This is a genomic window from Actinomycetospora sp. C-140 (assembly GCF_054796175.1).
Genome location: NZ_JBTWNF010000026.1, coordinates 15,600 through 27,798 on the forward strand (window position 1 = coordinate 15,600; position 12,199 = coordinate 27,798).

At 74.5% G+C, this 12,199-nt stretch carries 11 protein-coding genes; 5 read left to right on the forward strand and 6 right to left on the reverse strand.

Translation table 11 applies throughout. From position 1 onward, the window contains the following. Positions 1 to 16: 16 nt before the first annotated feature. Positions 17 to 1,534: a flavin-containing monooxygenase gene (locus tag ACR9E3_RS30190; RefSeq protein WP_460384632.1), complete on the reverse strand. Its 1,518-nt coding sequence runs from the start codon at positions 1,532 to 1,534 to the stop codon at positions 17 to 19. Between the two features lie 116 nt (positions 1,535 to 1,650). On the opposite strand from ACR9E3_RS30190, the gene ACR9E3_RS30195 reads away from it, so the two are divergent. Further along, the gene (locus ACR9E3_RS30195; RefSeq protein ID WP_460384634.1) at positions 1,651 to 2,325 is read left to right on the forward strand and encodes a TetR/AcrR family transcriptional regulator; all 675 of its coding nucleotides are present in this window, start codon (positions 1,651 to 1,653) and stop codon (positions 2,323 to 2,325) included. A gap of 367 nt (positions 2,326 to 2,692) precedes the next feature. Beyond that, on the forward strand, positions 2,693 to 3,907 hold the full coding sequence (locus ACR9E3_RS30200; protein ID WP_460384636.1) for an LCP family protein: 1,215 nt from the start codon (positions 2,693 to 2,695) through the stop codon (positions 3,905 to 3,907). Positions 3,908 to 3,940: 33 nt separating this feature from the next. Here the strand turns inward: ACR9E3_RS30200 and ACR9E3_RS30205 are convergent, their stop codons facing one another. Continuing rightward, complete coding sequence (locus tag ACR9E3_RS30205; protein ID WP_460384638.1) at positions 3,941 to 5,059, reverse strand: NHL repeat-containing protein; 1,119 nt, start codon at positions 5,057 to 5,059, stop codon at positions 3,941 to 3,943. 88 nt (positions 5,060 to 5,147) lie between these two features. After that, positions 5,148 to 5,735 (reverse strand): type 1 glutamine amidotransferase domain-containing protein, encoded by a 588-nt coding sequence (locus tag ACR9E3_RS30210; protein WP_460384640.1) that lies wholly within the window; start codon positions 5,733 to 5,735, stop codon positions 5,148 to 5,150. A gap of 126 nt (positions 5,736 to 5,861) precedes the next feature. Here ACR9E3_RS30210 and ACR9E3_RS30215 point away from each other — a divergent pair, with 126 nt between their 5' ends. Further along, positions 5,862 to 6,086, forward strand: coding sequence for a copper ion binding protein (locus tag ACR9E3_RS30215; protein WP_460384641.1), 225 nt, complete (start codon positions 5,862 to 5,864; stop codon positions 6,084 to 6,086). Between the two features lie 80 nt (positions 6,087 to 6,166). Here the strand turns inward: ACR9E3_RS30215 and ku are convergent, their stop codons facing one another. Beyond that, the gene (gene ku / locus ACR9E3_RS30220) at positions 6,167 to 7,201 is read right to left on the reverse strand and encodes a non-homologous end joining protein Ku (RefSeq protein WP_460384643.1); all 1,035 of its coding nucleotides are present in this window, start codon (positions 7,199 to 7,201) and stop codon (positions 6,167 to 6,169) included. Positions 7,202 to 7,362: 161 nt separating this feature from the next. Between ku and ACR9E3_RS30225 the strand changes: the two genes are divergently transcribed. Continuing rightward, positions 7,363 to 8,154, forward strand: coding sequence for an ATP-dependent DNA ligase (locus tag ACR9E3_RS30225; RefSeq protein WP_460384713.1), 792 nt, complete (start codon positions 7,363 to 7,365; stop codon positions 8,152 to 8,154). A gap of 91 nt (positions 8,155 to 8,245) precedes the next feature. Here ACR9E3_RS30225 and ACR9E3_RS30230 read toward each other — a convergent pair whose 3' ends face one another. Both ACR9E3_RS30230 and ACR9E3_RS30235 read right to left on the reverse strand, forming a co-directional pair. After that, positions 8,246 to 10,390 carry a DUF222 domain-containing protein gene (locus tag ACR9E3_RS30230; protein ID WP_460384645.1) on the reverse strand — a complete coding sequence of 715 codons (2,145 nt, stop codon included), beginning with the start codon at positions 10,388 to 10,390 and terminating at the stop codon, positions 8,246 to 8,248. Positions 10,391 to 10,446: 56 nt separating this feature from the next. After that, positions 10,447 to 11,106 carry a TetR/AcrR family transcriptional regulator gene (locus ACR9E3_RS30235; RefSeq protein WP_460384646.1) on the reverse strand — a complete coding sequence of 220 codons (660 nt, stop codon included), beginning with the start codon at positions 11,104 to 11,106 and terminating at the stop codon, positions 10,447 to 10,449. Between the two features lie 103 nt (positions 11,107 to 11,209). Between ACR9E3_RS30235 and ACR9E3_RS30240 the strand changes: the two genes are divergently transcribed. Beyond that, a complete protein-coding gene (locus ACR9E3_RS30240) occupies positions 11,210 to 12,139 on the forward strand; it encodes an SDR family oxidoreductase (RefSeq protein WP_460384648.1) in 930 nt (309 codons plus the stop codon). Positions 12,140 to 12,199 lie beyond the last annotated feature (60 nt).

Here is a 12,199-nt window from a genome sequence, read left to right on the forward strand (position 1 = left end):
TGTGTCTCCTCGTCGGTCAGGATCGGGTGGTCGCGGTCAGGTGGTGCTCCTCGGGCCGGAAGCGCCGCACCCGCCGGCGGAACGGCATCGTGAAGGTCGGCCACAGTGCCGAGTTGTTGCCCTGCGCGTCGAGGTACCAGGACGAGCAGCCGCCGTCGACCCAGACCGTGCCCTCGGTCTTGCGCTGCATCTCGGCGACGAACGCGTCCTGGGCGGCCCGGGTCGGCTCGACGGCGCCGACGCCGTGGGCGCGCATGTGGCGCAGGGTGTCGAGCACCAGCGCGATCTGGGACTCGATCATGAACACGACCGAGTTGTGCCCCAGCCCGGTGTTGGGGCCGAGCAGGGTGAACACGTTCGGGAAGCCCGTGATCATCGTGCCGTTGTGGGCGAACATCGTGCCGCCCCAGTGGTCGGCGAGGCTGCGCCCGTCGCGCCCGTGGACGCGGTGGCTGATCGGCAGGTCACTGATCGCGAAGCCGGTGCCCGCGATGATCGTGTCGACCTCGTGCTCGGTGCCGTCGGCGGTCACGACGGCGTTCGGGCGGACCTCGACGATCTTCTCGGTGATCACCTCGACGTTGTCGCGGTCGAGCGCGGGCAGGTAGTCGTTGGACAGCAGGATGCGCTTGCAGCCCATCGCGTAGTCCGGGGTGATCTTCTCCCGCAGCGCCGGGTCGCTCACCTGGCGGCGCATGTGGGCCTCGGCGAGCGCGGCGGCCTTCGCCATCCGCCGTGGGTCGCGGAAGCCGAACACGAACGTCTCGCGGCCCCAGTAGATCGCCTCTCGCACGAGGCGCTGGGCCGGCGGGAACCAGCGGAAGAGCAGCTTCTCGACGCCGGTGATGGCCCGGTCACGGCGCGGCATGATCCACGGCGGGGTCCGCTGGAAGACCTTCAGGTCGCCGACGACGGGCGCGATCTCGGGCACGAACTGGATCGCCGAGGCCCCGGTACCGATGACGGCGACCTTGCGCCCGCGCAGGTCGAGGTCGTGGCGCCAGGTCGCGGAATGGAACACCGGGCCCTCGAAGTCCTCGAGGCCGGGGACGTCCGGGAACGAGGGATCCGACAGCGCGCCCGAGCCCAGCACGAGCGCGTCGGCGGTCCACACGCCCTGGCTGGTGGTGACCACCCAGTGCTGCGCCCCGTCGTCCCACGTCGCGTCGAGCACCTCGTGGCGGTGCCGGGTGAAGCGGTCGATGTCGTACTCCGCCGACACCCGCTGCAGGTACGCGTGGATCTCCGGCTGCGCGGAGAAGGACCGGCCCCAGTCCGGGTTCGGCGCGAACGAGAACGAGTAGAGGTGGCTGGGCACGTCGCAGGCGCAGCCGGGGTACGAGTTGTCCCGCCAGGTGCCGCCCACGTCGTCGTGGCGCTCGAAGATCAGGAAGTCGTCCTCGCCGGCCTGGCGCAGGCGGATCGCCGTGCCGAGGCCGGAGAAGCCGTTGCCGACGATGGCCACGGCCAGGTGGGGCACGGGCGCGCCCCGGTCCTCGCCGGGTGGGGTGGCGGCCTGGGTGGCCTCCGTCATCGGGTCCTCCTCGTGACGTCGTCGCCGCCGGGGACGGGGATGTGCCCGTCGCCGCGTTGGTACGCGACCGTACCGGATGCGGGCCCCATGGTGGTACGCGGTGGTACCGTTGTCCAGTGCCCGTTCCGGCGTCCCCCGTCACCCCGTCCGGTGCCGCCCATCGCGACCGCCTCGTCGAGGCGATGATCGAGCTGGTCGCGGACCGGGGGTACGCGGCGGTCACCGTCGCCGACGTCGTCGCCTCCGCCCGCGTCTCGAAGCGCACCTTCTACCAGCACTTCGCCGACCGGGAGGACTGCTTCCTCGCCGCCTACGTCGCGGCGGCCGAGCAGCCCCTGACCCGGATCGCCGAGGCCGTGGCCCCGGCCGTCGACGCCGGTCCCGGGGCGCCGACGCCGGACCTGGCGGACGAGGTCGCGGCGGCCACGCGCGCCTACCTCGCCGCCCTCGCCGAGAAGCCCGCGCTCACCCGCACGCTGCTCACCGAGATCAGCGGCCTCGGTCCGCGCGGCTGGCAGGTCCGCCGCGAGGTGCTCAACCGCTTCGCCGACCAGCTCTCCGCGCTCGTCGCCCTCGGGGCCGCGCGCTGGGCCGCGGGAGCGTCGGTCCCGGAGCTGGTCGGTCTCAGCGGGATCCCGCGTCCGACCGCCGTGGCGCTCGTGGGCGGCATCAACGAGCTCGTGCTCGACGCGGTCGAGGACGGCCGGGGCGGGCGCCTGCTCGAGCTCGCTCCCACGGTCACCGATCTCGTCCTCGCGGTCCTCGACCGGGCCGCTCGTCCGGACGTGTGAACGCGGACCCGACGTCGGTCGGAGCAGGCTCGAGACGCCCCGGGCTGCGGGGGGCGCAGGGCGGGCCCGTGGCCTGCGTATCCTCACCGGTCACGACGGCCCCGCGGCCGGCACCCGAGAGCCGGCCGGCGCTCCCCGCCCGGTGGCGTCCCGTCGAGGCGAGGCGCGAGGTGAGGCGGCGATGAACCGACCCGGTGGTCCCCCCGGACGGGGACGACCCCCCGCAGGCCCCGGCGGTCCCCCTCCCGGCCCCGGCGGCCCACCGCCCGGTCGTCCGCCCTCCGGACCGCCGCCCGGACGCCAAGCCCCGCCACCGCAGGGCCCGCCGCCCGGTGGTCCGCCCCCGGCCCGTCCCGGCGGCTTCTCCATGCCCGGCCGCGGCTCGCGCGGTCGTGGAGGGAACGGTGGCGGCGGCAACGGTGGCGGCAACGGCGCCGGCAACGGTCAGGGCGGTCCGCGCCCGCAGGCGACCCGCGTCGGCGCCCCCGACTGGAGCCGTGACCCGCAGGTCGGCTACGACCCCGAGGTGGCCCGCGCCGCGCGCGAGGAGCCACGCCCCTCCTGGCGTGAGCGCCTGCCCGAGCGGCCCGCCTGGTCGCGCACCGGTCCCGGACGTGGCGGCCGCGGCGGCCGGCTGTCGCGCTGGAGCTGGCCCAAGCGCATCGGCGCCGTGCTCGCGGTGATCGTGCTGCTGTTCGTCGGCTTCGGGATCTACCTCGACCTGCACATGACGCGGGTCGACGCCCTGCCCGAGTACGAGGGCTCGGCGAGTTCGGGCACCAACTGGCTGATCATCGGCTCGGACAGCCGGGCCGGCATCGACGACGCCGCGGCCCAGCAGCTCTCCACCGGCGAGGTCGACGGCAGCCGCACCGACACGATGATGCTCGTGCACGTCGGCGGGTTCGGCGGCCAGACGTCGCTGACGAGCCTGCCGCGCGACTCGATCGTCAACATCCCGGGTCACGGCCGCGGCCGATTGAACTCCGCCTACGGGATCGGCGGGCCGCAGCTGCTGACGCAGACCATCGAGCAGAACGCGGACATCGAGGTCGACCACTACGCGGAGATCGGGTTCGAGGGCTTCGCGGGCATGGTCGACGCCATCGGCGGGGTCAACATGTGCCTCGACGAGGCGATCGACGACCCGAAGGCGGGCATCGACCTGCCCGCCGGGTGCCAGGAGCTCGACGGCCCCAACGCGCTGGGCTTCGTGCGCACCCGCGCGTTCCCGAACGCCGACCTGCAGCGCATCCAGAACCAGCGCAAGTTCCTCTCCGCGCTGGTCTCCGAGGCGTCGAGCCCGACGGTGCTGCTCAACCCGTTCCGGATCGTGCCCTTCGCCAACTCCGCGATCGGGACGCTGACGGTCGACAACAGCACCCACATCTGGAACCTCGTCAGCCTGGGCTTCGCGATGCGTTCGCTCTCGGGCGGCAGCGGCGTCACCACGACGGTCCCGGTCGACCTGTCGAGCAGCGTCTCCGGCGGCGTGGTCTGGAACAAGCAGAAGTCGGCCCAGTTCTTCGACGCCATCCGCGAGGACAACGACATCCCCCCGGACCTCCTGACCGGCCAGTAGCCGGCCGGAGGTCCGGGGGGACGGGCCCCGGGGTCAGCCCGGGTCGATGATCTGGACGACGCCGGTGGAGACGCCGGCGACGAACAGCCGGCCCGTCTGCGGGTCGACGCCGACGGTGTACGGGTTCTGGACGGTCGCGACCCGGGCGACCTCGCGGGGCTGCGGTGCCGTCATGTCGTACCCGACGACCTCGTTGGTGCCCGAGGACGCGACCCAGACCCGGTCGCGGACGGCGTCGTAGGTGATGCCGTAGGGGCCGCCGGGCTGGGCGACGCGGGCGACCTCGCGGGGGCCGCCGTTCGGCCCGGTGGTCGGCTCGAACACGATCACCTGGTTGCCGCGGGTGTCGGTGGCGATCATGCGGCCGTGGCGGTCGGCGACGAGGTGGGTGGGCCCGGCCCCGGAGGGCGCCTCGCCGACGATGTTCAGGGTGGCGACGTTGTAGGTCGTCAGCGTGTTCTTGCGGACGTCGACCATCCCGACGACGTCGCCGACCGGTGCCACCCCTGCGGGCTGGACCGCGTCGGTGAACATCTTGACGACCTGGTCGCCGCGCACGGCCGACACGGTCCCACCGAGTTCGTCGGCCGCGATGATCGTGCCGTTCGGGGCCTGGGTGACGTCGTGCGGCACGGTCCCGACGACCAGCGGCGGGTCGGCCTGTCCGCCGGGCAGCGCGACCCGGACCACGGCGTTCGCGCTCTCGACCGGCACGAGCACGGGGCCGCCGGGCGCGGCGAGCTGGAGATGGCGGACGAAGCCGGGCAGCGGGGTCCGGCTGCGGACGGCCCCGGTGTCGGCGTCGAGGAGCACGAGCTCGTTGGGGTTCCGCTTGGCCACCGCGACCGTGCGGGTCACGGGGTCGACCACGACGCCCTCGGGCGCCGAGCCGACCTGGACCTGGCGTCCGGGCGGGGTGGTCGTCGGCGCGGGCGCGCCCTCGGGCTCGGCGGCGAGCGGGAGGTTGTCCGTGGGCGGGCGGGTGCCCTCGGTCGGCACGCCGGGGATGAGCGCTCCGGTCGTCGTCGGGACGGGTGCTGCGGGGCTCGCGGGTGCGGCCGGGGGTGTCGGTGGCTCGTTGCTGCAGCCGGCGAGCGCGAGGCCCGCGATCAGGCCGGCGGCGGCCACGGTGCGGGCGGAGCGTCTACGCATGGGGCGGGAGTATGTCGCCGACCACGTGGGCTCCGCGCGATGACGCCGACCGGCCCAGCTCAGGCGGCCGGTCGGCGTCTCCCGCATGTCAGCCCTGGTCGCTCGACAGCGCGTGGGCCGGGGTCGGGGCGTTCGCGAACTCCTCGACGAGGGTGCGGCAGAACGCCGGCAGGTCGTCCGGGTTGCGGCTGGTGATCAGGCCCTGGTCGACGACGACCTCCTCGTCGACCCACTCGGCGCCGGCGTTGCGGAGGTCGGTCGCGATGCTCGGGAACGAGGTCATGCGGCGGCCGCGCAGCACATCGGTCTCGACGAGGGTCCACGGCGCGTGGCAGATCGCGGCGACCGGCTTGCGGTTCGCGAAGAACTGCCCGACCACCTGGACGACGTCGGGGATGGTGCGCAGCAGGTCGGGGTTGGCGACGCCGCCGGGCAGCACGAGGGCGTCGTAGTTCTCGATCTTGACCTGCGTGATCACCGCGTCGACGTCGAAGCGGTCGCCCTTGTCGAGGTGGTTGAAGGCCTGGATCGACCCGGGCGTCTCCGAGACCAGCACCGGGGTGCCGCCGGCCTCCTCGACGGCCTTCCAGGGCTCGGTCAGCTCGACCTGCTCGGTGCCTTCCTTGGCGCACAGGAACATGACGGTCTTGCCCTGCAGCGCTCCGGTCTCGGCCATGGTCGTGCAGCGCTCCCTCGCGTCGTGGTTACCCTCGGGGGGTATCGATGCCGCCCTCGACGGAGGACGGTGTCGCTGACGCCGGGGGCTCCCCCGACCCCGCCGCGACGAAACGGAGGCCAGAGGATGGCCAGCACCACCCTGTCCGTGCCCGAGATCCACTGCGGGCACTGCAAGTCGGCCATCGAGGGCGCCGTCGGCCCGATCGACGGCGTGCGGACGGTCGAGGTCGACGTCGACACCCGCAGCGTCCGCGTCGAGCACGACGACGCCGTGACGGTGCGCGCCCTCGTCGACGTGATCGAGGACCAGGGCTACGACGTCCCCGACCAGGAGGCGCTCGCCGGCTGAACGGGCCGGGCCGACCGAGGCGATGGCTCGACCGTGCCGACCCCGTCGACGCGACCGCGATCCGTCCGGCCCGGCCGTTGCTACGCCGTCTTGGTGCGCCGCCCCTTCGCCGGTGCCGCGTCCTCGTCGGCGTCCTCGGACTTCTTCTTCGTCGACCGCCGCGAGGTCGACTTCTTCGGCGTCTCCTCCGCGGTGGCCTCCTCGGCCTTCTCCTCGCTCTTCTCCGCGGTCTTCTTCGTCCGCGAGCGGGACCGCTTCGGCTTCTCCTCGGCCGGAGCCTCGTCGGTCTCCGTGCTCGTGCCGGAGGAGGCCGCCGCGGGCTCCTCCGCGGGCGCCTTGCCGCCGGCCGCCTCGACGCTGCGCCGCAGGGCGGTGAGCAGGTCGGTCATGTCGTCGCCCTCGTCGGCGGGAGCGGCCTCGGGGGTCGGGCGCCCGCCGCCGTGCTCGCGCTTGTACTCGATGAGGTCGGCGACCGCCTGCCGGTAGTCGTCCTCGAACTGGTCGGACTCGAAGTCGCCGGACAGGCTCTCGACCAGCGACGACGCCATCTGCATCTCCTGCGGACGCAGGTCGACCTCGGTGCGCAGGGTCTCGAACTCCGGCTCGCGCACCTCGTCGGGCCACAGCATCGTCTGCAGCACGATCGCCTCGTCGCGCACCCGCAGCAACGCCAGGGTCTCGCGCTGGCGCAGGGCCACCTTCACCACGGCCATGCGGTCGGTCTCGCGGAGCGCCTCCCGCAGCAGCGCGTAGGGCTTCACCGCCTTGCTCTCGGGCTCGAGGTAGTAGCTCTTGTCGAGCAGCAGGGCGTCGATCTGGTCCGACGGCACGAACTGCACCACGTCGATCTCGTGCCCCGTCGCGACCGGCAGCGTCGCGAGGTCGTCGTCGTCCAGCATGATCAGCTGGCCGTCGTCGGTCTCGTACCCCTTGGCGATCTCGGAGTACTGGACCTCCTCGCCGCAGACCGAGCACGTCCGCTTCTGGCGGATCCGGCCGCCGTCGCGCTCGTGCACCTGGTGGAATCGGATGTCGTGGTTCGTCGTCGCGGCGTACAGCCGCACCGGCACGTTCACGAGCCCGAACGACACCGCGCCGTTCCAGATCGCGCGCATCATCGGCCCCTCTCGGTGGGCACGGTCCGTGGACGGTCACCGTGCGTCCGTTCCAGCATGCCGCAGCAGCCCCATTCGTCCCAGCCAACCCAGCCCACGACGCGCCGACCCCGGTCCCGGGGAGTGTCGGGTCGCGGGGGCACGATGGTCCGGTGCGTCCGATGCTCCCCGTTCCCGGCGACCTGCCGGTCGAGGGTGAGTGGAGCTACGAGGTCGACTGGGCAGGTGTGCGCCTGCTCGCGGACGTCGACCAGGGCGAGCTGACCCTCTACACCGCCGACGGCGAGGACGTCACCGCGCGGTTCCCCGAGTTCGCCGGCCTCGTCGACGCCGTCGCGGACGGCGTGCTCGACGGCGAGGCCGTGATGCTCGACGGCGGCAGCCCCTCGGCCGACGCCCTCGGCGAGCGGCTCGGGGTCTCCGACGCCCAGCGCGCCCGCGCCCTCGCCCGCGAGCGGCCGGCGGTGTTCATGGTCTACGACGTCATGCGCCTCTACGGCGTGCCGCTCGACCCGCGGCCGCTCGAGGAGCGCCGGGCCACGCTGTCCCGGCTGGACCTCTCGCGCTCCACCCGCATCCAGGTGTCGCCGGCCTACGACGACGGCCCCGCGCTGCTCGCCGGCGTCGTCGCCCAGCGCCTCTCCGGCGTGGTCGCCAAACGGCGGGGGACGCCCTACCGCTCCGGTGACTCGGGGGGCGACTGGATCCGCATCGACGCCCGCTGGTCCCACGCCGGCGCGCACGCCGCGGCCACGGGTCCCTCGCTCGGCGCGAGCCCCGAGGCACACGGCGCGCCCACCGGCGAGAGGGTGCCGTCGGAGGCGTCGGCCCCGGAGTCGCTCGGCGCGCTGCACGGGGCCTCCCCGGCGCCGGCACCCTCGACCTCCACCAGCACCCGCCGCCCGCGCCACGCCCGCCGGGAGCGCCAGCCCCAGCACGACACCTTGTTCTGAGGGCCGGAGTCCTGAGGGCACTCGCTCGATCGCCTCGTCGCGGGCACCGTGCGTCGCCGGGCCGCACACGGGCTCGACGTGGCGCCGGCGATCAGAACGGCGGCGCATCGTCGGCTCCCGCGGCGGCCGCTGCCGGTGCGGGGGATCGGAGCAGATCGTCAAGGTCGGTGGCGTCCGGGACGTCGACCCGTGGGTCGTCGACGGGCTCGGGGCGTGGTGGGACCTCCTCGACCGTGGCCGCCATCAGGACCGGGCGGACCGTCCGGAAGCGCCGTCCGGTCGGGGTGGTCCACAGGACGGAGCCATTCGGTCCCCGGGCCACGGACCAGCCGCGCAGGTGCTTGATCCGGTGGTGATGGCGGCAGGGCGGATGGAGGTTGTCGGCCGCTGTGCGCCCGTCGGGATCGTTCGGGTCGTACGCCACGAGGTGGTCGAGGTCGCAGGCCTCGGACGGCACGCGACAACCCGGGAACGTGCAGGTCAGGTCCCGGTTGCGGGCGTGCTCCGCCATCGCCGCGGGTGGTCGGTACCGGCGGTGACCGACGTCGAGCACGGCCCCTGAGACCGGGTCGGTGAGCACCCGGCGCCACGTCGCGTCCGCCCCGGCCGCGAGCGACCGCGCCTCAGCGGCGGTGATCGGGCCGTAGCCGGTGAGCTCGGCCGGGCGGTCGTCGAGCCCGAGCAGCGTGTCCGCGGAGACCACGACCCGGATCTGGACGTTGCGGGGTGGACGAGGCGGACAAGGCGGGCGCTGACGGCCCGGTGGATCGACGTCTCCCCGCGGATCGGCCCGGTCTGGAGACTGGTCGACCTCTTCGTCGGGCCCGGTGTCGGGGTCGTCCGACGCGACCTCGCTCCCGTCGAGACCGGTGCCGTCCTCGCCCGGCTCCTCGTCCCTCAGTCCGTCCTCGACCGCCTCGTCCTCGGCAGGTGTGCCGGCGTTCGGGTCGTCGTGGGCCGGGTCGTCGCGGGCCGGGTCGTCCTTGGTCGGGTCGTCGCCACCTGGCCTGTCGTCGGCCGATCCGTGGCTGCCTCGCTCGCCGCCGTGCGGCCTGACGCCGGTCGAGTCGTCGCGGGACTCGACCCCAGTGCCCTCGGTCGGCTCGGCGTCGGCTGGCTCGGCGTCGGCTGGCTCGGCGTCGGCTGGCTCGGCGTCGGCTGGCTCGGCGTCGGCTGGCTCGGCGTCGGCTGGCTCGGCGTCGGTCGGCTCGCGGTCGGTCGGCTCGCCGTCGGCCGCCGCTCCACACCGACATTCGCCGACGCAGGCGCCGGGGTCGGGAGTCGGGTCCGCCACCGCCGGTTCCGCACCGCCCGCGATGAGCGAACCCAGGGCCACGAGGTCGCACAGTGCGTCGACCCGACGAGCGCCGGGCGACCGCTCGCCACCCTCGGCGGCGTCGTCTCCGTCGTCGGCGGGCTCGGCGGGCGCACTGCGCCGGGCGTGGGCGTCGATGGTGCGGTAGAGCAGCAGCGCCTCGGCCGCGGGCAGGTAGGCGGTGACCGTGGCCATGCCGTCGCTCTCGGCGCCGAGGTGCACCTCGCGCTCGCGGGCGGCGCGCCGCTCCCGCCGGCGGGCGCTGCCGGGGTCGAGGCGGATGGCGGCGCGGCGGGCCGACCCGGCCAGCTGCGCCGGCGTGCGCGCGATGGGGGAGCCGGAGGAGGTGCCCTCGAGCAGATCGCGGGAGATGCGCTCGGCGAGGGCCGGATCGAGATCGAGCAGCACTCCGCCCAGGGCGCGGACGTGGGCGATGCCGAGGCGCCCGTCGAGCATCGCCTCGATGAGCAGCGGCACGCCGTTGACCAGGCTGACCGCCTCGTCGACCCGGCGCGCGGCGGTGCGCTGGGCGACCTGCCAGCTCAGCGCGAGCTCGGCCACCAGGGAGTCGACCTCCGCGCCGACCCCGCCCATGTGCTCGTCGAGCAGCGTGCCGGGCGGCCGCTGCTCCGCACGCTCGACGGCGCGGGCGACGAGCGCCTCGACCGCGAGCATCTCCTGGGCCTGGACCCAGCCCGCCATCCGGGACCACCCTTCGACCCGGCCGAGCCCGCTCGCGGTGGCGGCCTGCCACGCCTCCTCCCCGGCGGGCGAGCGGTCCGCCGCGTCGGGCCGGTCGGCGGCGAGGTCGGCGGTGACCAGGCGGTCGGCCAGCTCGGGACCGGGAACGACACCGTCCACGCCGGCGGCGCGCGCGGCGGACGCCTCGCGAGGCGTCTCGTCCACGAATCCTTCGAACATGTGTTCGAGTGTACCGGCTCGGTCCGACAGCGAGGGGTGGTGCGGCTGAGACGCTCTCAGGTCTCGCGGGCGAGGAGGCCGCTGAGCAGCACCGCCACGAGCTCGCGCACCGCGCCGGCGAAGTCGAGGCGCATCGCCGCGAGGTCGGGGTTCTCGTCGTAGGCGACGCACATCGCCGCCGACGGCTGGGTGGCCGTCCAGACGGCCCCGGCGCACAGGGCGGCGGCGCCGGCGGCGCGGACGGAGGCGTCCTCGGAGAGCTCGGGGACGTGCCGGCGCAGGACCGCGGCGAGCTCGCCCGCCGCGGCCAGCGACTCCCGCTTGTGGCGGGCGGCGAGGTCGGTGGACACGTTGCGCTCGAGGACGGCGGCCTGGGCGCCGAGCAGGTCGCAGAGGACGGGCCGTTCGGCGAGGGTGCGCGCCACGAGGTCCGCCGCGCCGTCGATGCGCCCGCGCGGCGATCCCTCGCCGGGTGACGCCGCCGCGACGACCGCCAGCCACGCGGAGAGCTCGGCGTGGAGCAGGTCCAGCAGGGCGGCTTCGCGGGACTCCACGTAGCGCAGCACGTTCGACTTCGCCAGCCCGACGCGGCGGCTGATCTCGTTCAGGCTCACGTCGGCGACGGGCATCTCGGCGAGCATCGCGGCGGTCGTCGCCAGGATCGCCCGCCGTCGCTCCTCGCGCTGCTCGTCGCTGCGCGCCCGCCGGAAGGTCACGCGCCACAGTTTACGTACCGGCGGTCCGTTGCGAACAGACCGCCGGTCCGTTAGCGTCGAGGCATCAACAGACCGTTGGTCTGTTATGACGAGAGGAGCGGCCGTGTACGCCGTGCCCGACCAGACCGGACGGACCGCCGTCGTCACCGGCGCCAACAGCGGGACGGGCAAGGAGGCGGCGGCCCGGCTCGCGGCCGCCGGCGCCCGGGTCGTCCTGGCCGTGCGCTCGCCCGAGCGCGGCGAGGCGGCACTCGAGGAGCTGCGGGCGAGGGTCCCCGGCGCCGACCTGGAGCTCCGCCGCCTCGACCTCGCCGACCTGTCCTCGGTGCAGGAGCTCGCCGACGGGCTCCTCGCCGACGAGCGCGGACTCGACGTGCTCGTCAACAACGCGGGAGTCATGGCGGTGCCCGAGCGGCGCCTCACCGTCGACGGCATCGAGCTCCAGATGGGCAGCAACGCGCTCGGGCACCTGGCCCTGACGGTGCGCCTGCTGCCGGCGCTGCTGCGCACCCCGGGGGCCCGCGTCGCCACGATGAGCAGCGGGGCGGCCTACCTCGGCCGCGTCGACCCGGCGCACCTGGAGGAGCCGCGGCGCTACCACCCCTGGCTCGCGTACGGCGCGTCGAAGCTCGCGGACCTGCTGCTCACCCGCCACCTCGCCCGTCTCGCGGACGAGCGCGGCTGGGACCTGCGCAGCACCGCCGCCCACCCGGGCTACACCCACACCAACCTGCAGACGAGCGGGCCCAACCTCGGCCGCTCCGCCCCGAGCCCCATGACCTGGCAGCGATTCGAGCGGTTGCTGCCCTCGCAGGAGGTCGACACCGGCGCCGAGCCGCTGCTGTTCGCCGCCGCCGACCCGGGCGCGGAGAACGGGAGCTACTGGGGTCCGGACGGCTTCCTCGGGCTCACCGGGGAGACGGCACGCGCCCGCTTCCCGCGCCGGGCGCTCGACGCGGACCTCGCCGCGCGGTTCTGGGGAGCCGCCGAGGACCTCACCGGCGTGTCCCTCGCCGCGACGGTCGCGGGCTGACGGTGCGCCCCCGGCGTGTCGCCCCGGCGAGCCTGTGGCGATCCTGGCGTCACACGCCAG